Origin of the sequence: Desulfuribacillus alkaliarsenatis, assembly GCF_001730225.1 — a bacterium.
In the GTDB taxonomy this organism is placed as follows: domain Bacteria; phylum Bacillota; class Bacilli; order Desulfuribacillales; family Desulfuribacillaceae; genus Desulfuribacillus; species Desulfuribacillus alkaliarsenatis.
This window is the reverse complement of sequence record NZ_MIJE01000034.1, coordinates 97,865-122,269: the sequence shown is the minus strand read 5'-3', so window position 1 is coordinate 122,269 and position 24,405 is coordinate 97,865. Positions and strand designations below refer to the sequence as shown.

Sequence of the window (24,405 nt, the reverse complement as noted above, 5' to 3'; positions counted from 1 at the left end):
AGGCATCATGAGCGCGTATAAAACTGGTAAAAGCAAGTAAATCCAATCTCTCGCCATTTACGGTTTCGACAGTTTCCATTCCATGTCAAATTCTTGGAAAAGATCCGTTTTCAAACTTATTTTATTGTGCTTATTGCCCTTTGGCATCTCGCATTCCATCTCCTGTTAAGACATCTTCAATATCATCGGCCGTCAACTGATAATTAAAGAAGCGATCAAAAAAGTCATAGATTTCTTGCTCCATGCTAATATCTTGAAAATAATTTGGATATAATGTTTGCGCTGCCCAGAGCGTCACCAATGGAGTTTCGAGGGCATTAGGGTGTCCCCAGCGCGAAAGACCGTGAGGCATTTTGTACACACGATCATTAATTACTGCATCGATTGGAGCCCAATGCTCGTTTTCCCTCACATAACTAACGACTCGATGCTCATTAGCAAACACCACCTGCGGATTCCATAACAATATCTGCTCAATCGTAGCGTAGAATTCATCTTCTGTTTCCCTTAGGTCTTCACCTACAGATACATTGATAGCTCCCGCCGCTTTTGACCAATCCGCCATCAAGGTCCCTGTGGCAGCAGTACGCGTAGCATCGTTAACAGAATGATAAATACGAACTCGCTCTGCTTCAGGTATTGTGCTAGTAACACTTCGAACGAACTCTATCATATCCTCATAGTACTGATTAAATGCCTCTGCCTCTTCTAGACGATTAATTGCAGCTCCAATAATAGAAATAGCTTGCATTTGCTCTTCCATACTATTAAATTCCACTACTATATAAGGGATATCTATTAAATCCAGTTTAGCTATCTCCGCTTCATTGATTGCCGATTGCATGTCAATAAAGATAACGTCTGGATTGGCATTCAATAACTCTTCTATGTTTATAACACCAGATCTTTTCGGAACAGCTACCTCAGTAATCCCAGGTACCAGTATTCTCATCATTTTATCTCGTTGCACACCATTAGGGGTCGCAACTAACATATCTCCCTTACCTAACATCGTTGCAGTGTATGCAGGAGTGGGAAACAAAGCAGCTATTCTCTGAGCGTCAGCAGGGACTTCTACCTGCCTTCCAATAGAGTCTACTACAATCCTTGGCCCTTCGACCTCATTCTCAATTGTGGTTGATTGTCCATTGGTACTATTGTTAGGCTCTACTGACTCGTTCGCCGTTGGTTCTGACATACATGCTGTCATAATGGTCAATATAAACACGAGCAGTAGCGTAATATATAACTTGTTCGTCTTCATGCTATACCCCCTCAGAATATTCTCTTGCTTCTATCGTATTTACTGGGATAATTTGTCTGATTGATTTGTCCATACCCAAATCGTAGGACACCAGCTTGGAACGAATACGAAAGGTTTTTTTCATATTTTCTTCTGTCAATACCTTGTTTGGTTCACCATAGGCTGCAAATGTGTGATTGTTCATAAGCGCCACCGAAGTAGCTATCCTTTCATTTTCAAAATAAAATGCATGATTCGGAAAATGAGTTGCCATAATTACAGATACACCTTGCTCTTTTACTAAGCGTACCATGTTCTCAAGGATAATTAGCTCGTGTCGAAAATCGAGATGCGCCGTAGGCTCGTCCATAATTATAATTGGTGTTTCTTGAGCAAGAGCCCGGGCCAGCATCACTAGCTGTGTCTCACCTCCACTTAGCATAGTATAAGGGGTATCTCGATATCGTTTCATCCCTACCAGCTCTAGTGCATTTTCCGCAATTTGTAAATCATCTTCATCAGGACCTCCAAAAAAAGGTGTTTTAGCGGCCCTACCCATCAAAACAATATCGATGACCTTATAAGGAAACGTCTTCTTATGCACCTGCGGAACATAGGCAATTTGCTGGGCAATTTTTCGTGGGCTTAATGCTTCGATGTTTTGTCCTTGTAGGCTGACGCTCCCTCTATCGAGTTGCAAAAGTCCTAATAGGCACATAAGCAACGTAGATTTTCCACAGCCATTTGGCCCAAAAAGGCATAGGATTTCTCCTTGATTTAACTGAAAATTCAAGTTATGAAATATATTTTTCTTGTTATATTGAAAGGAAGCATCGGTAATATTGATTAATTTATCCACTTTGCCACCCAGCTCCCTTAGTCTTTTTCAAAATATAGACAAAGAACGGACCACCAATCAGGGCGGTCAAGATTCCTAGTGGAATCTCAGAACCTGTTAAAACACGTGCCATGTTGTCTACTAGAATGAGATAACAAGCCCCTAGTGAGACCGTAAATGGTATTAAAACTCGGTTATCTGTCCCTACAATCATTCGCGCAATATGGGGTATAACTAGACCTACCCAACCAATGATTCCACTGACACTTACAGCCCCAGCCGTTGCCAATGTTGCAAACCCTATAACAAGGCCTTTTATCAGCCCTGTATTGACACCAAGTGTTCGTGCTTCCTTTTCACCCATGGACAGCAGATTCAAATTCCACCTTAGCACTAATAACCCAACAATGCCCACTACCATAGGAATTCCTGCATAATAAATGTCCTGAAACCTAGCAGATGCTAAACTTCCCATAAGCCAGAATACAATCGTTGGTAGTTGCTCGTATGGGTCTGCTACATATTTTACTAGCGATATCAAAGCTGAAAATATCGAAGATACTATCACGCCACCCAAAACTAGCATTATTGTCGGTGATGTGTTATATGTTCTACCAATTAAATAACTAGCTACAACAGCTAACACTCCAAAGCAAAAGGCAAATACATAGACTAGAAATGTAAAATTAAACATTACAATGGCTAAAGCAGCCCCAAATCCTGCCCCTGAACTAACTCCAAGAATACCAGAGCTTACCAGTGGGTTACGGAAAAGCCCCTGAAAAGCAGCACCACTTATTGCTAAGCTTGCTCCTACGAGCGCTCCAAGAATTGCCCTTGACAAACGCACATCGATTACCACTGTGTGATAGACCTTTTCTAGCTCAGAAGGGATGATTGGTGATAGGAGTACCTTCATTACGGTAATGACGTCAACTGGATATCTACCGATAAACAGTGATGCAAAAATAATAATACAAGGGGCTATTATTAGTAGTGAAACAAAACCAATTTTTCTAATCCATCCCTTATTCTTTCTAGTGGTAGTTTCTGTCGTCGATGTCATATATTGTCCCTTCTTTTATCAGTAGCTTCTCAAGTCTTGCTTTCCGACGATTTTCCATGTATCCAATTCTGCTTCTTGTACAAGAAGGGTTTCCATAGATTCTAGTAAAACTGTTTTTATCGGCTGATCCACTTTGACCAGACCATCGTTAGGAACTACTTGACCGTCCTTAGTTTGTATCCTATCAATCCCTGTTTTCGCTATAATGTCTGAAACTCGATAGGTCGTATATTCAGGCAAGATATATTTCCCTTTAAAGCGTCCGTCGTTACCACTTAGTCGTAATCCTACACCCGCTATTGCCCCTATTATCCCTTGGCCCGTTCCCCCATGCTCTGATAAATGAACGTTACATAATTTTGCTAAGCTATATGCTTCTTCCTTCGTTAATACTTGTATTTTTGCCTTGTTGCCAAATTTTATAAGTGACGGCTCTTTTATAAGCTGCATTTTGTCGGCAACACACAGTCCTGGATCAGAGCCTGGGGCGCTTTCATTTTTTAAAAAATTTTCAATAAATGGAATGATTAAATCTTTGGCTTCCCTATTAACTTCATATATCGGAAAGCACATGGCACTATTATGAGATGTATAGGGTATGTCCTTATGTACCAAAAGTTGATGTCTTGTGACCTTCCCTACTTTTCCCCATTGCTCCTCTTCTATGAATCTAGCAATAATCTCTGCTAGCTCTCCTGTCCCTCTGCTATCAATAGAGTCGGTATCATCAATACAAACGTACCATTCCATACTTCACCCAGCCCCTTCCTACAACAATAAAAATAGCATAACAAGTACTAATTACTGGCTGTTTATCTGACCTCTATTTTGGCTACTTCCCGTACCCACTGAAACCCATCTGTTACCACTGGCTCTTCGCCAATAAATGCAACCCTTGGCAGATTATTGTTTAGTGCTTCATGGTCACTCTCGACCATTATTACCCCTTGAACTATCGCACTTACTGGCCCACCTTCTATGTTGTAAGTAGGTACACTTCCAGCTATTTCTTTACCTGTAAGCGTAGCGACATATCCATCCGTTGCTGTTATTACAATTCGATCATCGGCTGAATATCCTCCTACAACCTCTAATAAAGCTGCAAAGGACACGGCCGTAATCTTACCTGGTCCATTAATCGTTCCAGTGGAGCGTTTCACTCCACCGTAACCAACTACTAAATCTAAAGTGCCTAACTCGATTATTTGAGAGGTTCCATCCTTACCTATGATTTCAATCGTTCCATAGTCTGGGGAGTTTATTACTATTTGTTCCGATACTTCTGTATTTTTAACAGGGTTACTAGGTTCTGCCAGTTTAGGTTCTATGTTTTTAGAGTTTTCATCCGCTTTTATTGGTCCAGTTGATTCAGCATTATCAACTAATTTGGGCGATTCGATTGCGCTACGAGATTCTGTGATTTGATTATCTATGGTTGATTGTTCTTGTTCGATGTTAGGTGATTCGTTGCCGCTGGAAGTTGTTCCAACTGCATCAGAAGCATCTCTTTCCTCTATGATGCTGGTCTGTTGGTTTCCTCTACAGGCTACTAATAGCCCCAATATCATAATGAATGCTAATGTAATCCATAATGTGCGCTTCAACTTGATACCCCCTTCTCTATATCGCAGGTAATACGTATTTCCTACCACACGGGAGTCCACTAAGATCTATATTCATATCATACAATTGTTTTAAATTAACTTCCGTCATAACATGGTCCACAGCACCCTCAGCCATAAGCCTTCCGTGCTTTAGCATTAAAATATGATCTGCAAAGCAAACAGCCAGATTCGGATCATGCATTGCCATAATCGCTGCCACTTGTCGCTCTCTACTAATATTTTTGACAAGCTGTAAAATTTGGTGTTGATTCTTAAAATCCAAATGGGATGTCGGTTCGTCAAGAATTAAATATTTTGCCCCTTGAGCAATGACTCTTGCAATGAGCACCATTTGTCGTTCTCCACCACTAATTTCCATAAAACTCTTATCCCATAAATGCTGGATTCCTATGTCTTGAAGTGCTTTAATTGCTTCCTGATAATCTTCGTCTTTAGGCCTCTCGAAATATCCTAAATGAGGGTTCCGACCCATGACTACCATCTCAAGTACACGATAAGGAAAAACACCTCTATGCTCCTGCGGTACAAAACCTATCTCTTTTGCTATTAAGGCTCGCGACTCTTTATGAACGTCCAGTGTTTTAGTATCTGTATGTATTTTGACGTCACCGTGTTGTGGCTTTAATAACCCATTGATTACTCGAAGCATAGTAGTTTTCCCTGAACCATTGCGGCCAAGAAAGCCATAGATTTTTCCAGGTTCTATTGTTACATTGATACCACTTAAGATAGGATGATTTTGATAGGAAAATGTAATATTTGTACCTACAATCATGAAATGCCGTCCCTTCCTTTACCGATTCCAAGCCTTGTGGGATCTACTAATCAATAAATAAGCAAAAAACGGTGCTCCAAGTGCTGCCGTTAAAATACTTATAGGTATTTCTGCAGTAGTCAAGTTGCGTGCAACAGTGTCCATTAACAGTACAAAACCACCACCTACAAACATAGACATTGGTACTGACATAGTGTGCTCAGAGCTAGTAAGCATTCTAGCAATATGAGGTATTACTAATCCTACCCACGCAATCGTACCTGCAGCGCTGACAGACGCTGCTACCATGAATGTAGCTACAATAATTAAAACAAAGCGAAGCAGCTTAACGTTCAATCCTAAGGATTGTGCCTCATCGTCGCCTAATGAAAGTAAATCGAGCTTCCAGGCCAATAGCCATGCAATGATTAGACATGGAATAATAGTGATTGCCAATATAATAGCTATATCCCACGTTATTCGGAAAAATCCACCCATAATCCAGAAAATAATAGCTGGTAGTTCATTGTAGGGATCCGCTACATATTGTAAAAATGAAAGTGCTGCTGTAAAAAAAGCAGATACAACCATACCTGCTAATATAAGCATAATAATTGGTTCGCCTTTGCTGGCTTTTGAAATGGCATAGGCTGCACCCATTGCCAATGTTCCAAAAACAAATGACGATATTGAAATCGAGTAAATCGTTGCAAATGGCATCAAAATTCCTAACGCTGCTCCAAAACTACAGCCAGACGAAACACCTAGAATATCTGGGGAAACCAGAGGATTCCGGAACATCCCCTGGAAAATTGCACCTGCTACAGCAAGGGCTGCACCTACCAGTAAAGCTACTACTATCCTAGGTAGCCGTATGTAAAAAAACACTGAAACTGTAGGGTCATTAAAATCTAAACTGCCTGGTCTAAATAAACCTTGAATAAATAGTCTGATTGCTTCTCCTGCTGGTATACTGTATCTCCCTAATGTTAAAGACAGTACAAAGATTGCGATAACAACGATGCCAACTACAACAAATAATTTGCTGTTACTTTTCTTAGAAGATAGATACTGCTTCTGATTCATCCAAGTTGCCTCCAAGCTCAGTAAAGGTCTTACCAAAGAAACGCTCATGATAATTCTCTACTTCTGCCATGAAATCCATGTCGGCAAATTGGTCAGGGTACATTGTTTTGGCCATCCACAATATACCTAAGGCTGATAATGGTTCAGGGAAATCCCATGATGTGATGTTTGCTGGGAACTTATATAAGTTACCTTCACGAACGGCCGTAACAGTTCTTAGTCCAGCCTGACTTCTTATTGTCTCTATTAAATCATCGTCAAAAAACTGGGTTGCAAAAATATAATCTGGATTCCAAGCTACAAGTTGTTCCGCCGATACATCTTGCCAACCGTATCCTTCTAGCTCGCCAGATACATTCGTCGCACCAGCGCTTTCTATCAGAAAATGCTGATAGTATTCCTTACCAATTGTATTAAATAGTCCTCCTGAACCAGCCATATAGGCCGTCCTTCTTTCCGATGCAGGCACATCCTTGATGCGGTCTGCTATATCTGCAATAATCTCATTGTAATAGCTTATGACTTCTTCGGCTTCCGCTTGCATACCAATAATATCGCCAACAATTCTGACAGCTTCCTTCATATCATCCGCCGTCTCTGGAATGAGCACAAATGCTGCTATCCCTTGCTGATTTAGGTGACCAATTACAGGCTCGGTGTCCGTACCTTGCCACAGGAATACAACTTCAGGTTCTGCTGCTACCATTTCTTCTAAATTTAGTCCTCTTCTATTACCAATGGCTGGCACATCGCCAATTTCAGGATACACCCCTAATAGAAATGGATTTCGGGTAGAATGTGTATCAGCTGCTACTAATTTTTCTTGTCCACCAATAGCAAACAACAAGGAAGTACTTGGTCTCCATGTTGTAATGACACGCTCGGCTACCATAGGCAACTCTACTTCTCTTCCTGCCTGATCAGTCACAATCCGAGTCGTTGGTTCTTCCATCGTAAGCTCTTGTGTTTCAATATTATTGGCTTCTTCCTGCTGTTGAGGTTCCTCAGTTCCAGTAGCTTCCTCCTTCTGACAGCCTACAACCGTAAATACTGTAAGAATTAATAATGCGGATAGTACCCATACCAAAGCTTTTTTCATTCATTTCTCCTCCAATTTAATCATTTGATATTAAGAGCTATGTATAACCTCAAACAACTCATCATCTTGTTTTTCTTGAATCTCTCTGAGATCCATGTTGAATATTTTGTGAGGGTTGCACAAAATTGTAAGCTGTTGATTATCTTTCCTCCAAACACTTTTCCAAAGCGATGTCTCATCTCCAGCATAAGCAATGATTTCAATGGATACCCTTGGAGGATTAGCAAAACGCCCCCTAGATAACCCTTGTAAAGTATCGAACAAACAAGCCGAACCCGCAGTATGTACAGTAATCTTAGAATCGCTAATTTTGCCAAGTATAAAATCAGCAATTGCAGCCATGCGGACACCAATTACCAGCGAGTGGCATAACTCCTTATGATGCTGCAGTGCTTCCTCCATAAACCACTCTCTTTTCATTTCTATCGTAGCTGGACGTATATCTGGCGTGTCTGGCGAGAAAACGATATCCTTTTGGAAATATGGTTTAATGTCTAATACTGGTGTCCCATGTGCAGCATCATATTTCGATACATACAGTTTATTTCCTGAAACGCCATCGAATTCTACCAAGGAAAGGGCAATGGGGTTGGGCCTTGGTGGTGTCCGTAAGGCAAACACACCAAACTCAGAAATATTCGGATCAATTCTGACTGGTCGCTTCACCATAACATTACGATCTGCTCGATCAAACCATGATAAAATCCATAGATGAGAATTGTGCTCTATCATTTTTAGCCCCTCTACATACTTTGGATCTACCTCAATAACGGCTGATTTACCGTGTAACGGCATGTCTTCAGGTTCTTTGAAGTCAGATACTACGTATCCAATCGGTGATATAGTAATTTCCAATATAACTACCTCCATTACCTTCCTAAGTATCTACGCACCCCATTGTGTCCACACAGGCATATGTGTCTCAATTAATACCAGTGTCTTTTTTGACATAATGACCACAAAAAAATATATCTACAACTCTAGTATTTTGGTGCTAGCATTTAATAGTATCCTACTATAGCAAACTCTACTGTGTCAATAGTCACATTTATAACACAAAAATGGACAGAATTTAATGATAACCATCCCATGTTTGTCAACAACCTTATTTTTTTAGTTTATGCCACTCATCTGAGTTCGGGAAATATAAGGGCTCGCCGTATATGTCTTGCTTGAAGTCTCGAATAATCGTTTGTCCTTCTTCTGAGGTTAAGAATGCAATAAAGTCTCTTGCTAACTGTTTATTTACATGTGGAAATTTTTGCGAACTTATAGGTATCACTGAAATGAAGTTAAGAAGTGCATCATCCCCTTCTACAAGCGGAACTATTGTAATGTCTTTTTTTAGCGATAAATATGTGGCTCTGTCAATAATTGTGTAGGCCTGTTGCTCGTCAGTGTATTTCAAGGTTGCAGAGTTTCCTTTTGCGCCGCCTTCCCATACCACATACCATGCTCCTGTCGGATTTATTCCTGCATTATCCCATAGCTCCATTTCTTTCACATGAGTTCCAGACATATCTCCCCTGCTAATAAACTTAGTTCCTTTATTCTTTATTTTCTCTAAAGCCTCAGGCAGTGATAGGCCTTGAATTTGTGCAGGGTCGCTGGCAGGACCAATGATAACAAAGTCGTTATACATAACAGCTATACGCTCTTCTCCATAGCCCTCGGCAATAAATTTTTCTTCTAAAGCTTTAGCATGTACAATTACCAAGTCGAAGCATCCTGTTTTGGCCATATTCAAGGCTTTTCCTGTCCCTGCTTTTTCGTATTCGATGCTTATACCAGTTTTTTCTTCAAATTTTTCAGCTAAAACTCCTACAATTCCTGTATCAACAGGTCCAATTGTGCTAGCCATTTTAATTTTACTGTCTTGGTCAAGAATAGAACTATTCATAATATCAACCACCTTCGATTTAGTAAATTAATTAGCACTAAAGTAGCATATAAAGACCACTGTGTCAATAATGATATAGTGGCCCAAATTCACTTCACATTCACAAAAAGCAAAAAAAAAAAAAACGAAGACATAGCGTCTCCGTCCATTTGTCTAAAAGACATAATGGGGATTATGTACTCTCCTATGATTTGGGGATCTAGAGAAGTACTAATTGACTGTTAATTAGTACTTTACTATAAACCCACCATTGTGTCAATAATGACATAATGGTTTTTATTGTTTTTTTGTAATGTTTTTTTTAAGTATTAATTCTACTAGTACAGCTACGATAATTGCGATAGCCATATTCCATAAAGCGAGTAAAACCGTTACTGCAAAAACAGCGATGTCTGCTTTTGCCCTTTCTAATCTGCGCAAAGTAGTGACCAATTCCCATCCAGCAAAGAAAAGGATTGCCCCAATCACTTCTAGCGGAAACAACATAATAAGCTCAACGTACTGACTTAGCAAGGTAGCCATGAGAATCAATAGCGCACCAAAGATGATAACAGCTCCACCCGTTCTTGCTCCGAACCTAGCATGTCCTACCATACCACCTACACCATGGCACATAGGGACTCCGCCCAGAAATGGTGACATTACATTAATCAAGCCTTGACTTTTTGTTATTTGATTCACTGTGACCCTTCTTGTTGGGTATCTTTCGTTATTCTCTCGAGTAACGGCTACTATAGCATTCCCTATTGTAAGAGGAATTTGCGGGATTGCCAGTAGCACGATACCCATTGCTAACTCATTCCACGAAAACAAGTTTAGGTTTATTGTTGGAAGTGTTATTAGGACCTCTTTAGAATGGAACAATGCTAGCATTCCAGGATTCTGCAGTGTCATAATGATTACCCCGTAAATAAGCAAAGCAAACATTGCAGGCATTATTGGTTTTTTAAATAGCACCATCGCTATTATTATAGCTAGGATTGCAATAAACCATTGGGAGCTCATTAATTCTAAGCTTTTAAGGATAAAAGATACTCCCAGAGCGACAGCAATTCCACAAACAATCGGCTTACTTATCCATTTTGTAATGTATTTTAACATGTCTGTGATGGATAAGAGTAACCATATTAAACCCATAAACAATCCAGCACCCCATACCATACCTAAGGAAATTGCTGCTGGTGATGCAATAGCAAGTCCAGTTACTAGTTTCATCGGTTGAACGGGCATGGGTGTACGGAAATAGTACCCTGCAATCAACAAAGCAATCCCAAAGGAGAAAAAGACTCCTTTGGGATCAATTCCCGTTACTATAATAAAGCCAAACACAAATGGGATAAAGGTGCCCAAGTCACCAAAGGCACCCGCCCATTCTGATAAATTGTATTGATTCTTCTGATTATGCTCCTTATTATGCTTCATTAAGCACCTCTATCGTTTCCTACTACCGATCCATCAAAAACAACGAGTGTGGATCGAACTGTAAATAGATATCTCCAGCATACGCTTCCCATTGGCTACGCCAATCTTCTTTGGACATTTCAAATTGAAGCAGTTTTCGTTGTCTACCATCTTCTTCGCTATCGATTTTCAAGGAAAGTAGCATTTGATGAACTCGTTCCTCAACTGCGGCTACAGAGCACAAGAAAGTATTATCTCCTTGTTTTTCTTTGATTAGCTTCAAATGCTGCGAACGTATACCAATATACATTGGAGTCTCAAACCTATCTTTATCAATAAAGACCTCACAACCCCAGTCTAATGCCTTTATTTTACCCATATTCCTGTCTACCACATCTACTCTAGATATGTTGCTACATCCAGTAATATTAGCTACTTCCAGGGTCGGTGGAGATAGAAAAATGTCATTTCGATTTCCATTAGCAACAATATCCCCATCATGTATTATCATAATCTGTTCACAGATACGATACGTCTCCTCTAGGTTGTGTGATACAAACAATGTGCTGCCACGGAACGAGAAGACATTTTCCAGCATTTCTTGCTCCATTTGCTTTCGCAGATGGTTATCTAGTGCTGAAAACGGCTCATCTAACAACAACGCTACAGGTTCAATTGCTAATGCTCGTGCTAAAGCTACGCGCTGTTGCTGCCCTCCTGATAGTTGATGGGGATAACGGTTTTTATACTGCTCCATACGTACAATTGACAGTCGTTCTTCAACAATGTGATCCTGCTCTTTTTTAGGCATTTTCTTAATTCCGAAAGCCACGTTCTGAGCGACAGTAAGATGGGGAAATAGGGCGTAGTTTTGAAATAAATAGCCTATACTTCGTTCCCGCGATGGAACATTAATTTTTTTCTCGCTGTCAAACATTGTTTTTCCATCAATGATAATCCTGCCTCGGTCTGGTGTAATGAGACCCGCGATGCATCGCAAAATCATACTTTTTCCTGAACCCGATGCCCCTAAAATCCCTAGCGGTTGATTTTCAACCTGGAACTTGGCTTTTAAGTGAAAGCTTTGGATTGTCTTTTCTATGTCGACGATAATACTCATTTTACATCCTCACCCGACCTGTTGCTGAATATTCTTTCCTAGAAAAGTAATGAGTTAACACAACCACAAACAGAGAAATGGCAATGATAATAAGAACTAATAATAGCGCTCTTCCCATATCCCCACCTTCTGCCGCAAAGAAGATTGCTACAGGTACGGTTTGTGTTCTCCCTGGGATACTTCCAGCCAACATAAGTGTCGCCCCAAATTCACCTAGCGCCCTGGCAAATGCCAAAATCGTACCTGCGGCAATTCCAGGCCACGCCATTGGAAGCATAATCTTCCAGAAAATTGACCATTCAGTGTAGCCTAAAGTCCTTGCTGCTTCTAAGTATGTGTTCTCTATTTGCTCAAAGGCTGCCCGTGATGTTTTGTACATCAACGGGAAGGCGACTACTGTAGCTGCTAGTACCGTAGCAGGCCACGTGAAAATAATACTATAGTCGAACATTGCTAAGAATTTCCCTATAGGACCATTTCGCCCTACAAGCAACAGAAGCAAAAAGCCCACAACAGTAGGAGGAAGTACCATCGGTAATATCAGGACACCATCAATAAGTCCTTTTGCCTTCCCTTGATAATTGGCCATCCATCTAGCTACAAGAATTCCTACAAAAAACGTAATAATCGTTGCTATTGAAGCCGTCTTCAGTGATATCCACAAAGCCGTCATGTCTGTTTGCATCGATACCCTCTACCTTTATGGTCTTTGGAAACCGTTTGTATTTAAAATCTCCGTTACTGTATCACTCTTTAGAAATTCCATAAAGTCCGCAGCCACTTCTTTATTTTTACTATCTTGAACTATAGCTACTGGATACAAAATTTCTTCATGTGCACCAGCAGGAGCCTCTGCAACAATTCGCACTTGATCTGAGACAACTGTATCAGATTGGAATACAAAGCCCGCTTCTGCATTTTGAGTTTCTACATAAGTAAGTACCTGTCTAACATTCTGACCATAAACCATCTTTGATTCTACGTCTTCCCAGATACCAACATACTCCAATGTTTGTTTTGCATATTCACCTGCTGGTACAGAATCTGGACTACCTAAGCCAATGTTTCTTACTCCCGAATTTGTTAAATCTTCTATACTATTAACGGTTGAATTATCTTTATGAGTTACTAATACTAATACATTTTTAATTGCATCAAATCTTGAATTATTATCAATTAAGCCTTTATCCTCTAGTGCATTCATTTGCCTTTGAGCCGCAGATATAAAAATATCTGAAGGAGCTCCTTGCTCAATCTGCTGCTGTAGCTGACCAGATGGACCAAGATTAATTACTATGTTCACGTTTGGATTTTCTGCTACATATGCAATTTCAATTTCTTCGATGGCATCCTTCAAGCTACCTGCTACCGATAGATATAATTCTTGCTGTGAAGCTGTAGAATCTTCATTGCTAGAACAACCTACTAACATTAAACCAATCAATAAAGTAAGAATAATTGCAAAACGTGTGCCTTTCATAAATATTCATCTCCTTGTTTTTATAATTTAAAAGCATTACTTACAACAGTTAGTTTTGTTATGTCATTTTAGACATAGTAGCCTTAGTAAAAAACTACAAAGACAGAGCTTTGTAGCTAAAACACAAATTCCCCACTAATAAATTGTCTTGTGTCTTCATTTCTCGGATTTGCAAATAACTCTTCCGTTGAACCTGCTTCAACAATTGTTCCATCGGCAATATATATCGTCTCGTCAGCAATGCGCTTGGCTTGGAACATGTTATGGGTAACCATAATAATCATCAAATCTGTTGACTCTCGTAGCTTTCTTAATAAAGATTCAACAAACATAACATTCTTTGGATCCATCGCTGCTGATGGTTCATCAAGAATTAACACCTCAGGATGAGTGGCAACAGCTCTGGCGATGGCTACTCTAGCATTCTCGCCGCCTGATAGTCCCTTTACATTTCTGTCGAGCAAATGCTCTATTTGATAGCTATGAGTCAATTCATTAATGCGTTCCTGTATTTTGCTTTTCGCCCAGCCTCTAACCTTCATTGGATACTCTAAGTTGTAGCGTACAGTACCACGAAACAGAAATGGCTTTTGCCAACAGCAAGCTATTTTAGGATTGGGCTCATGTAAGTTCTTGCCATGGAACATTACCTTGCCATCAACAGGCTTCTCCATCACCGTTAATAGCTTTAATAGCGTGCTCTTGCCAGATCCGTTCGGCCCTATTATGCCATGGATTCGATTCCCACAGAATGTATGCTTTATGTTTTTAAGAATTGTTTTTCCCTGGTAACCGTGGTTTACGATGTCAACTTCTAGCATTTTATCTACCTCTTCTGGATAATATATACGATACTATTAACTATAAACGATATACCTAGTAAAACTAAACCAAAGGCCATAGCGATTCCAAAATTACCCTGCCTCGTTTCAATTACCATTGCTGTTGTAAGAACTCGAGTAACACCCGCTATATCTCCACCAACAATAGTTACCGCTCCCACTTCGGCGATGACTCTACCAAATGCTGCTACCATTGCAGCTATAATACCTACCTTCGCTTCACGTATCGTCATCCATAGAGCTTGCGCTTTCTGAGCTCCTAAGCCTTTGGCTGTCATCATAACCTCTTGATAGCGTTCTTCGATAGCAGAAGCTGTAAGCCCCGCAATAATAGGTGCCGCTAGAATAAACTGTGCAATTATCATTGCCCATGGCGTCCATAATAGGTATATATATTCTGCAATCGGACCTCTACGTGACAATAACATGTATACTATCAAACCGACAAACACAGGCGGAAGACCCATAAATACATATATAATTTTAATAAATAATTTCTTTCCTATAAAATTATGTGTTGCTATAAGTGCACCAATCCCAATCCCGACTATAGAAGCAAAAAATATAGCGGTCAACGATACTTTCAAAGATGTTGTTACTACTTGAATAAGATAGGGATCGAGACTAATTATCATCTTTATTGCAACTTCAATAGCTTCATAGAAGTAACCCATAATCGCTTTGAACATCCCTTTATAATCAAATTGGATTTTACCTTAGTAAAAGTAAAACCCAATTTGATTCAGCTTATTTAATAATTCATTATAGCATATCTACTATTATATTTAATAGATTGCTAGATTCCTGTCAAATTGTCTCTTATTGAGCAAAAAACAATTGTTTACCTTCTAATTTGAAACCATTAATCACAGCTTTACCTTCTTCAGAAGTGATAAATTCTGCGAATGCTTCTGCCCCTGCAAAATTCACATGTGAGTGTAAATCAGGATTGACTGGAATAACACCGTATGGATTTAATAGAATTTCGTCTCCTTCAAGCACTATCACTACATCAATATTACGCTCCATTGAGATAAAAGTACCACGGTCTGCTAAAGCATATCCTAGCATTTCGTCAGCAGTATTAATCGTATCTCCCATACCTTTACCAATACTCATATACCAAGAACCTGATGGCTCGATTCCAAGACTATTCCAAACAGCAACTTCTTTTTGGTGCGTACCTGAATTATCTCCACGGGAGATAAAAGGTGCGCTTCCCTCTGCTAATATTGCAAACGCTTCTTCGATTGGCATGCCAGCGATTCCTGCAGGATCGCTTTCAGGTCCTAACACAACAAAGTCATTGTACATTACATCTCGACGATTTACACCGTAGCCTTCTTCTACAAATTGATCTTCAGCTGGACGGGCATGTACCAGAATTACATCAGCGTCCCCATTTCTAGCTATCTCCATCGCTTGCCCAGTACCTACAGATATTACACTAACGTCAATACCAGTTTTATCTTTGAATGCAGGTAATAACTCATCAAGCAGACCTGTATCATTCGTACTTGTTGTTGTAGCAAGTATTAAGTTCGTATTCTCAAATTGTGGCTGTTGCGGCTGCTCTGGTTGCTCTACAGGTGGTGCTGGATCTGGTGACGGTTGTGGTGCTGGTTCGTCAGCACCTTGTCCACAACCAAATAATGTGATTGCGAATAATGAAACAAGTACTAGTACAAAAAAGCTTTTCTTCCAATTTCTCAACATTTGTTGACTCCCCTTTGTCTTTAATTTCATTATGCCAAAATTTACACCGATGCTTATAATGACATAATGGTCGTATATGACTACCTAGAAAGAATATTACTATAAGGTACTTGTTGTGTCAATATAGGCATAGTGAAAAACTGAGTTTATTTTCAATAATAAAAAAGCAGTTCAAAGTCTGCTCTTTTAATTTAACAACTATTATACTGAAAAAGCCTTTTCAACTGCTGCCAGAACTCTTTCTGTTTTTATAGGTTTCACTATGTAATCACTTGCACCTGCTTCAATACAACGGGTCACTGCTTCCTTGTAACCCATAACTGAGCACATAATAATCTTAGCATTGTTATCAATTTTTTTAATTTGTTCAACTGCTTCAAATCCGTCCATCTCTGGCATTGCAATATCCATTATCACTAATGCAGGAGCGTGTTGCTGATACATCTCAAGTGCTTGCTTTCCATTTATGGCTTCCCCAACCACATTATATCCGTTCGACTCTAGTATATCTCTCATAACTTTTCTTATAAAAGTTGTATCATCAACTACAAGTACTGACCTACTCATCGTCGCCCTCCTCTTTTCCTACATAATATGATAACTTACAAGAAAAGGAATGACAACAAATGTTTTTAATTAATTGCAGTTGCAATATCAGACCATGCTCTTCTTGAAAAAACAGTTTTCACACCTAGACCCTTAGCTTTTTCTTTAATGCTTTTGCATAGATTATGATTTACATAATCCGTTAACACAAGTACGACATCTGTTCCTTGAGAAATGTTTACGTTATAATGTCTCTTTTTCCTACCATCAACATGTTCGATACGATTAAACCCAATACCTTTTAAGTTTTTATCTATATTGCCTAAACGATCTCCACCTATCACTAAAATTGACATATAAATCATCCTTTTCACGTTTATTTATTGATAACGATTATCATTATTATTTATATATTACCCTAGTATCATTTTGCTGTCAAGCTGCTATTTAATATTTTTATAGTTCAAATGTTTTTCTATTTTAGTCACTATTTTTAGTATATAATTATTCTAAGTTATATTACTTGGGGGTTAATAGCACATGTTTAACAAACAAACTAGACTTATCCTTGCACTTGCAATCATATTATCTATGTTTACACTAAGCGCTTGCGGTGGCCTTGGGGATTCTCAAGGAAATAGAGAACAAGCAGGAGCAAATGATTCAGGAGCAAATGAAAATATCATTGAGCCTAAATCTGATACAGAGATAAGCTCTGCTTCTGACGTAAATATCAAAATTTATAAAGATTACGGTGATGCTGTAGATGCATTCTTTTTAGCATCCGAGAACAATATTCCTATTTTTCTTTATTTCTACACTGACACTTGACCTGCTTGTGTACGGCTGGATGTCGTGTATAACAATCTAATCAAAGACGAGCAATATCAAAATATAGCGTTTATTAAAGTCGATGCAAACAATCGCGCAAACCAAGAATTTGTAAACTACTATCAAATTCGCTTTGTACCAACCTTATACACATACAACGCTGAAGGAGAGCGTGTTTGGGAGTACGTTGGACCAATAGACGAAGATACTTTCCGCACAAAACTTGACGAAATATTAAATTAAAAAAACAATGGACTTGATGGTACAAAACCTCAAGTCCATTGTTTTTTAGTTTTCCCAGCGTATATCTAGTTCGCCATCTTTGTGGTCGATAATAATCCTAGCATTTTCTAAAACTTCTCCACTGATTAGGAAGCGAGCTATCTTAGATTCTATCTGTCTCTGGATGAATCGTTTTAATGGTCTTGCACCAAAGATTGGGTCATAGCCTTCTTTGGCAATAAAATCAATTGCAGCGTCAGTAAGCTCTAAGCTTACATGCCGATCCTGTAGGCGTTTTTGTAAGTCGATTGTAAGTAGCTTAACAATCTCTGCAATTTGCGCACGTTGTAACGGAGTAAATAATACAATCTCATCAATTCTGTTTAAAAATTCTGGTCTGAAGTGAACTCTCAGTTCACCCATTACTTGGTCGCGTGCCATATCCTTAATTGCACCTGCATCATCAATTCCTTCTAACAGATGTGCTGAACCAATGTTTGAAGTCATGATAATTACTGTGTTTTTAAAGTCCACCGTACGTCCCTGTGAGTCAGTAATACGTCCATCGTCTAATACTTGTAGCAGAACGTTAAAGACGTCATGATGTGCCTTCTCAATCTCATCAAAGAGAATGACTGAGTACGGCTTTCTTCGAACGGCTTCCGTCAACTGCCCACCCTCATCATAGCCTACATACCCAGGAGGTGCACCAATTAGCCTGGATACCGAGTGCTTCTCCATATATTCACTCATATCGATACGAATTATATTCTCTTCACTGTCAAACAGGGATTCCGCCAACGCCTTTGCCAGCTCTGTCTTACCTACCCCTGTCGGACCTAAGAATATAAATGAACCTATAGGTCTACGCGGATCTTTAATGCCTGCACGGGCGCGGATAATCGCATCTGCCACTAATTGTACTGCATCATCTTGACCAACTACACGTTCATGCAGCACTTCATCTAAACGTAGCAGCTTTTCTCGCTCCCCTTCTACTAGCTTCGATAGTGGAATTCGCGTCCAGCGGGAGATAATTTTGCTGATTTCTTCGTCGTCTACTACTTCCCTTAGTAGGGCTTGACCACTTTGTTGATCCTTCAGACGTGCTTCCTCTTCCTGCAGCTTCTTTTCTATTTCTGGTAGCTTACCATATTTCAATTCTGCCGCTTTGTTAAGATCGTATTGACGCTCAGCATGCTCTATCTCGTGATTAACATCCTCTAGCTGCTTACGCAAATCGCGCACTGTTTGAATCGCTTTTTTCTCGTTTTCCCATTGTGCTTGCATTGTTGATAACTGTTCTTTGTAGTTAGCTAATTCCTTCTGTAAGCTCTGAAGACGCTCCTTACTTCCTGCATCCTTCTCTTTCTTGAGAGCTGCTTCTTCTATTTCTAGCTGCATAACCTTACGTTTTACTTCATCAAGCTCAGATGGAAGTGAATCAATCTCTGTACGAATCATTGCACATGCTTCATCTACCAAGTCGATTGCCTTATCTGGCAAGAAACGATCAGTGATGTAGCGATCGGATAACAGAGCTGCCGTTACAAGGGCGTTATCAAGAATCTTAACCCCATGATAAACCTCAAAACGCTCTTTTAATCCCCTTAGGATTGAAATCGTATCCTCAACAGTCGGCTCTTCTACCATTACTGGCTGGAAGCGGCGCTCAAGGGCAGCATCCTTTTCAATATATTTACGATATTCGTCTAATGTTGTAGCTCCAATACAATGCAGCTCACCTCTAGCTAGCATTGGTTTTAACAGATTACCCGCGTCCATTGCTCCGTCAGTTTTTCCTGCACCTACGATTGTGTGTAGCTCGTCGATGAATAATAAGATTTGCCCTTCACTTTTCTTGACTTCCTGTAGGACCGCCTTAAGCCTTTCTTCAAACTCACCACGATACTTAGCCCCTGCAATTAGTGCTCCCATATCAAGTGCAAATATTTGCTTATTCTTTAGTCCCTCAGGAACGTCTCCACGTACTATTCTTTGAGCCAGACCTTCAACAATTGCTGTCTTACCGACACCAGGCTCTCCAATCAGTACGGGATTATTTTTAGTCTTACGTGACAATATCCGAATCGCATGGCGGATTTCCGCGTCACGCCCGATTACTGGATCCATTTTATTGTTTTTTGCCGCCTTAACTAGATCTTGACCATACTTCTCAAGTGCATCATAGGTAGTTTCTGGTGTTTGACTTGTTACTCGCTGATTACCTCTAATTTCCGTTAACGCCTTTAATACACGGTCTCTTGTGATATCAAAGCTTTTATAGACTTGACTGGATTTCTGACTTTTTGATTCTTCGATAATTGCAAGCAATATATGTTCAACTGAGATGTATTCATCGTTAAATGCTTTTGCCTCGTCTTCTGCTTTAAGCATAGCTTGATTAAAGCGCTGGGAAATGTATATCTTTCCAGCTTCGCGTCCTGGTCCCGTTACACTTGGACGTCTTTTCACTTCTTGCTCAATAGCTTGTTGAAAGCTTGTAACCGAGACACCTAGCTTTTGTAATAAACGCGGTAATAACCCATTTTCCTGCTCTAAGAGCGCTAGCACCACATGCTCTACATCTACTTCCATATGGTTATAACGTAGGGCCTTGGTTTGCGCTCCCTGTATTCCTTCCAGTGCTTTTTCTGTAAATTTGTTAGCATCCATAGTACTAACCTCCTTTATAAATTGTTTTGTAATAATAAATAATCGTCTCTATTGAAAACTAATTATTTATAATATTAGCATTTTTGTATCCTTTACTCATTATAAGTCAAAGTTGGTCAAAAGTCAAACAAGGTCAAACTTTATGCAAAAAAAAACGCGACATTAAATTTGTCGCGTACACGGGGAGTTATGGGAGGGTTATGCTCCATTATATGCACTAATCCCCTAGAGGTTCCACCTATAATTATCCGTCTTTGAGCTGTGTCTTTTTAAGTTTATAAGCTTTTGAATAATGTAATAGTATTTTCCCACCTACAAGCTGCCCTATAATAGCAGCAGTTACAAACAAAGGAATATATAAATAACTTATATTGGCTTCCGTACGCAAGAAAAATATTAACGGTACGCTTAAATGGATTGCTACAAACCACTGCCAAGAAAACTTAGGCACCTTCACACGCCACATACCCATAGGTAAGTTCACAATAAAACTAACAAATGTCATTATAGCTAGCATCAATCCCAGACCCATATTCTCACACTCTCTATCATTGAACATTAATTGTACGCACAAGTATGTTTGGTTAATATTATAGATTTATGCTACTTGTTTTCAATTGAAGCGTCAATGATTTCTATCACAGCGTCACAAAATGTCTACATTTGCTTACAAGATAAAGTAGTTTACTTATATTTTTTTATCCCAATTAGATTTGGTGAAAAAATCCTTTATCTTCTGAATCTCAGATTCAATCTGTTGCAATAAATTAACTGCTTCCTCTTGGTCTAGACTCTTATATTTCCCAAGTTTTTCAAGCTCATATGCTAGCTCATATCCTTTTGTAACTCCTAGGTTACCCAACTCACCTTTAAGCCCATGGGCGACTGACCTTAATAATTCTGCGTCATTCTGCTCTATTGCTTGCTTAAGAGACTCTATGTCTTGTGGGTAATCCTCGAGGAATATATTAATAACTTCTTTCATAAGTTCTTTGTCTGCTCCCATTTGCTTAACCATTCTATTTAAATCTATTGGCAATTCCTTCATAGGCAAGAACTTCTCAACCGTTTCATACAGTTTATTTCTATCTATAGGCTTCGATACATATTCATCCATACCTGCTTCAATGTATTTTTCTCTATCTCCTGACATGGCATTAGCTGTCATCGCAATTATTGGCGTTCTACGACTTTTGTTTTCAGATTCTATCTTCCTTATATACGCTGTTGCCTCAATACCATCCATTTCCGGCATAGAAATGTCCATCAGAATAACATCAAACGACTCTCGCCCATACCTTTCTACTGCTATCTTGCCATTTTCAGCAATCTTTACATACCAGCCCTTACGTTCTAGAATCTTTTTTGCAAGTGTTTGGTTCATCTTCTTGTCTTCTACTAGCAAAATTTTCACAGGGTCATCTAAAGCTTCAACAGTAGCTGCCATATGATTTACGATGTCCGCCTGATCGCTTAATAATACATCTGGTATTTTAGGATTTTGTATATGTGTTACAATTAATTCTTCAGCCACTTCAAGGGCCTTCTGCTTTTGTTCCTTCGATATCATACTGATAATTATGTCATAAAGCTCAGATTGTCGTACTGGCTTCGCAAGATAGCTATCCAACCCTAATGCTTTACACTGCTGAGCTGTTTGATAAATATTTGCTGAAGATAGCATGATAATTTTAATTCCATTAAGTTTTGGATGGTCTTTAATTTTCTTAGCTACTTCAAAACCGTCCATATTCGGCATTTGCAAATCAAGTAATATAATATCAAAACCACTTGTCGCATCGTCGATGCTTGCAACTAATAAGTCCAGACCTTCTTTGCCACTTGCTGCTGTAGTTACATCTATACCCCAGCTTCCTACCATTTCTTCTAATATTTTGCGATTGAGACGATTATCATCAATAACAAGCACACGAAGCCCCGTGATTTCCTCTAATAGCACTACCTCTTCATCCTCTTCAACTTCCTTATCCACAACCTCAAACGGCACGTTGAAATAGAAGGTAGTACCCTCACTCACTTTACTATCTACCCCGATAGTGCCGCCCATATTCTCTACTAAATATTTAGAAATAGCTAAGCCCAGGCCAGTTCCTTCGTATTGCCTTGAAAGAGACCCATCTACTTGGCTAAAGCTCTTAAATAGCCTATCCATCTTATCTTCAGGAATACCTATGCCAGTATCGCGAACCTCAAAACGCAGTTCTTCTTTATTATCCGAGCGTGTTTGAACGCACTTAATACTGACCTCTATTTCACCTTTATCAGTAAATTTAACGGCATTACTAATTAAGTTTAAAAGAACTCGCTGCAGTCTCAAGGCGTCCCCAATTACATATCTTGGTGTGCCTTGATATATATTATTAATAAGCTCTAACCCTTTACCATGGGCTTGCACCGATTGAAAGCGTAGTGTTTTCTCTACTAGCTCAATTAAATCAAATTCAACTGTATCTAACTCAAGCTTTCCAGCCTCAAGCTTAGAATAATCTAGTATATCATTGATAATATCTAACAGTGAGAACGCAGAATCTCTGACCATTTTAATGTATTCCCGTTGTTCTTTTTTCAAATCAGAGTTAAGCACCAATTCAGACATACCTATAATTACATTCATTGGAGTGCGAATCTCATGACTCATATTTGCAAGAAACTCACTTTTAGCCTTTGAAGCATCCTCTGCTGATTGTTTTGCTTGGATTAATTCCTGTTTTATTCTATCTTCATTGGCGATAAATTTCTCTAGGTCTACCGCCATTTGGTTAATAGCAGTAGCAATCTCAGATAGCTCATCCTGTGTTGTCAATTCAATTCGAGTAGACAAATCACCCCTACCCATGCTTGCCGATCCCTTTTTCAGTGTGGAAATAGCTTGATGAACGGAAACGTAGGAAGCGAGATACATATAAAGTCCTATAAAGCCTACAAACATCGTTAGAAAACTAATAAACCACTTATCCCCTTGAAGCCGTTTAACATTGCTCTCTAGGTCATCGTATAGTTCTGTAACTATTTTTTCATACAACAAGTAATTATCCTGCATCATACTAGTAGTCTGGTTGTAGTATGTTTGAGAATCAACATCTATATCTACTGTTGTAATAAACTCTCTTTCAATTGCTTCCAGAAAACTCTGAATCCCGATACCTACTTGGCCCATATGAGCATTAATATCTTTACTAAATTTATCGCACTCTTCATTTAAGAAAATAAAGTTTATGTTTATAAATCTCCATAAGTCATCTGCTGTCCTAATATGTTCAATTAGCCGCTGCTGTTCAATAATTGATATCTCATTAGCTTCCGCTACTTTAGTTCCAAGTGCCCTTAGTTGTCCCAGCTCTTCTAATAATAGTGGATATTCGTTGGTAGTTATCGCTGACAAATAATACCGGTAACGATCGTCATCTAAAATCATCATCGATCTGTCTGCTGTGTATTTGATAAACTCTATAACACTATGAACCAAAGCGTTTGATTGGGCAAAAAACTCTTCTCTACTGATATTGCCAATTGAATTATTTAATTGGTACCAGTCCTCTTCAAGTTCTGTTAACATATTATCAAGACCAAGCTGATCCCTGCTTTTATCCATAGCTAGCCACAGTTTTGCAAAGGTCTCCTCGACTAACGCTTCCTGTAAAAGAATATCATCCTGGAAGCGGTGCTCTACCTGTCCATATGTAGCATAGCTCATGCCGCGGAACTGTTGTATGTGATTTAACAATTCCTTAGTTTCTGTAATATAAATTGCTCCCAATTGACGCTGTTTAGCATCTTCAACCTGTTGATTAAGGTCAAGAAACAAGTATACTACTATTGAAATAATCCCTATACCAACAGTTAAACCTATGATCAAAAATTTATAAAAATATGTCAATTTATCCATGATGTCGACCATAGGCCTTAATAAAAACTTCATCATAACCGCCCCTAATTTCT

General features: G+C 39.2%; 24 protein-coding genes. 2 read left to right on the top strand and 22 right to left on the bottom strand.

The features are described 5' to 3' along the window. Positions 1 to 130: 130 nt before the first annotated feature. From BHF68_RS13420 to BHF68_RS13330, 19 genes are all read right to left on the bottom strand, one after another. Positions 131 to 1,264 carry an ABC transporter substrate-binding protein gene (locus BHF68_RS13420; protein WP_069644181.1) on the bottom strand — a complete coding sequence of 378 codons (1,134 nt, stop codon included), beginning with the start codon at positions 1,262 to 1,264 and terminating at the stop codon, positions 131 to 133. A 1-nt stretch (position 1,265) separates the two neighbouring features. After that, positions 1,266 to 2,102, bottom strand: coding sequence for an ABC transporter ATP-binding protein (locus BHF68_RS13415; RefSeq protein WP_069644180.1), 837 nt, complete (start codon positions 2,100 to 2,102; stop codon positions 1,266 to 1,268). Continuing rightward, positions 2,095 to 3,147, bottom strand: a complete 1,053-nt coding sequence (locus tag BHF68_RS13410; RefSeq protein WP_084019467.1) for a FecCD family ABC transporter permease — start codon at positions 3,145 to 3,147, stop codon at positions 2,095 to 2,097. The genes BHF68_RS13415 and BHF68_RS13410 overlap by 8 nt, the downstream gene beginning before the upstream one ends. 18 nt (positions 3,148 to 3,165) lie before the next feature. Then, entirely contained in the window at positions 3,166 to 3,897 is a 732-nt protein-coding gene (locus tag BHF68_RS13405; protein ID WP_069644179.1) for a hypothetical protein, read from the bottom strand. Positions 3,898 to 3,959: 62 nt separating this feature from the next. Continuing rightward, positions 3,960 to 4,751, bottom strand: coding sequence for a hypothetical protein (locus tag BHF68_RS13400; protein ID WP_069644178.1), 792 nt, complete (start codon positions 4,749 to 4,751; stop codon positions 3,960 to 3,962). Between the two features lie 16 nt (positions 4,752 to 4,767). Beyond that, the gene (locus BHF68_RS13395) at positions 4,768 to 5,547 is read right to left on the bottom strand and encodes an ABC transporter ATP-binding protein (protein ID WP_069644177.1); all 780 of its coding nucleotides are present in this window, start codon (positions 5,545 to 5,547) and stop codon (positions 4,768 to 4,770) included. An 18-nt stretch (positions 5,548 to 5,565) separates the two neighbouring features. After that, positions 5,566 to 6,612 carry a FecCD family ABC transporter permease gene (locus BHF68_RS13390; RefSeq protein ID WP_069644176.1) on the bottom strand — a complete coding sequence of 349 codons (1,047 nt, stop codon included), beginning with the start codon at positions 6,610 to 6,612 and terminating at the stop codon, positions 5,566 to 5,568. Then, entirely contained in the window at positions 6,584 to 7,711 is a 1,128-nt protein-coding gene (locus BHF68_RS13385) for an ABC transporter substrate-binding protein (RefSeq protein WP_069644175.1), read from the bottom strand. The genes BHF68_RS13390 and BHF68_RS13385 overlap by 29 nt, the downstream gene beginning before the upstream one ends. A 30-nt stretch (positions 7,712 to 7,741) precedes the next feature. Continuing rightward, entirely contained in the window at positions 7,742 to 8,566 is an 825-nt protein-coding gene (gene tsaA / locus BHF68_RS13380; protein WP_084019466.1) for a tRNA (N6-threonylcarbamoyladenosine(37)-N6)-methyltransferase TrmO, read from the bottom strand. Between the two features lie 250 nt (positions 8,567 to 8,816). Then, positions 8,817 to 9,611 carry an ABC transporter substrate-binding protein gene (locus BHF68_RS13375; RefSeq protein WP_069644173.1) on the bottom strand — a complete coding sequence of 265 codons (795 nt, stop codon included), beginning with the start codon at positions 9,609 to 9,611 and terminating at the stop codon, positions 8,817 to 8,819. Positions 9,612 to 9,887: 276 nt separating this feature from the next. Further along, a complete protein-coding gene (locus tag BHF68_RS13370; protein WP_084019465.1) occupies positions 9,888 to 11,033 on the bottom strand; it encodes a putative sulfate/molybdate transporter in 1,146 nt (381 codons plus the stop codon). A gap of 22 nt (positions 11,034 to 11,055) precedes the next feature. Continuing rightward, complete coding sequence (locus tag BHF68_RS13365; protein ID WP_069644172.1) at positions 11,056 to 12,132, bottom strand: sulfate/molybdate ABC transporter ATP-binding protein; 1,077 nt, start codon at positions 12,130 to 12,132, stop codon at positions 11,056 to 11,058. Between the two features lies 1 nt (position 12,133). Further along, on the bottom strand, positions 12,134 to 12,817 hold the full coding sequence (gene modB / locus BHF68_RS13360) for a molybdate ABC transporter permease subunit (protein ID WP_069644171.1): 684 nt from the start codon (positions 12,815 to 12,817) through the stop codon (positions 12,134 to 12,136). Between the two features lie 15 nt (positions 12,818 to 12,832). Next, complete coding sequence (modA, locus tag BHF68_RS13355) at positions 12,833 to 13,612, bottom strand: molybdate ABC transporter substrate-binding protein (protein ID WP_069644170.1); 780 nt, start codon at positions 13,610 to 13,612, stop codon at positions 12,833 to 12,835. A 116-nt stretch (positions 13,613 to 13,728) separates the two neighbouring features. Further along, complete coding sequence (locus BHF68_RS13350) at positions 13,729 to 14,433, bottom strand: ATP-binding cassette domain-containing protein (protein WP_069644169.1); 705 nt, start codon at positions 14,431 to 14,433, stop codon at positions 13,729 to 13,731. A 5-nt stretch (positions 14,434 to 14,438) separates the two neighbouring features. Next, positions 14,439 to 15,128 (bottom strand): ABC transporter permease, encoded by a 690-nt coding sequence (locus BHF68_RS13345; protein WP_069644168.1) that lies wholly within the window; start codon positions 15,126 to 15,128, stop codon positions 14,439 to 14,441. Positions 15,129 to 15,273: 145 nt separating this feature from the next. Then, positions 15,274 to 16,170 carry an ABC transporter substrate-binding protein gene (locus BHF68_RS13340; protein WP_069644167.1) on the bottom strand — a complete coding sequence of 299 codons (897 nt, stop codon included), beginning with the start codon at positions 16,168 to 16,170 and terminating at the stop codon, positions 15,274 to 15,276. A gap of 201 nt (positions 16,171 to 16,371) precedes the next feature. Further along, positions 16,372 to 16,737, bottom strand: a complete 366-nt coding sequence (locus BHF68_RS13335) for a response regulator (protein WP_069644166.1) — start codon at positions 16,735 to 16,737, stop codon at positions 16,372 to 16,374. A 65-nt stretch (positions 16,738 to 16,802) separates the two neighbouring features. Next, positions 16,803 to 17,072, bottom strand: a complete 270-nt coding sequence (locus BHF68_RS13330; protein WP_069644165.1) for a DUF2325 domain-containing protein — start codon at positions 17,070 to 17,072, stop codon at positions 16,803 to 16,805. Positions 17,073 to 17,256: 184 nt separating this feature from the next. On the opposite strand from BHF68_RS13330, the gene BHF68_RS13325 reads away from it, so the two are divergent. Further along, entirely contained in the window at positions 17,257 to 17,547 is a 291-nt protein-coding gene (locus tag BHF68_RS13325) for a hypothetical protein (RefSeq protein WP_069644164.1), read from the top strand. A 15-nt stretch (positions 17,548 to 17,562) separates the two neighbouring features. Next, positions 17,563 to 17,790: a thioredoxin domain-containing protein gene (locus BHF68_RS13320; protein ID WP_084019464.1), complete on the top strand. Its 228-nt coding sequence runs from the start codon at positions 17,563 to 17,565 to the stop codon at positions 17,788 to 17,790. Positions 17,791 to 17,835: 45 nt separating this feature from the next. Here the strand turns inward: BHF68_RS13320 and clpB are convergent, their stop codons facing one another. The 3 genes from clpB to BHF68_RS13305 all read right to left on the bottom strand — a co-directional run bounded on the left by clpB (position 17,836) and on the right by BHF68_RS13305 (position 24,385). Then, positions 17,836 to 20,445 (bottom strand): ATP-dependent chaperone ClpB, encoded by a 2,610-nt coding sequence (gene clpB / locus BHF68_RS13315; RefSeq protein ID WP_069644162.1) that lies wholly within the window; start codon positions 20,443 to 20,445, stop codon positions 17,836 to 17,838. A gap of 244 nt (positions 20,446 to 20,689) precedes the next feature. Next, positions 20,690 to 20,977, bottom strand: coding sequence for a hypothetical protein (locus BHF68_RS13310; RefSeq protein WP_069644161.1), 288 nt, complete (start codon positions 20,975 to 20,977; stop codon positions 20,690 to 20,692). 156 nt (positions 20,978 to 21,133) lie between these two features. Further along, entirely contained in the window at positions 21,134 to 24,385 is a 3,252-nt protein-coding gene (locus BHF68_RS13305; RefSeq protein WP_069644160.1) for a response regulator, read from the bottom strand. Positions 24,386 to 24,405: the final 20 nt, after the last annotated feature.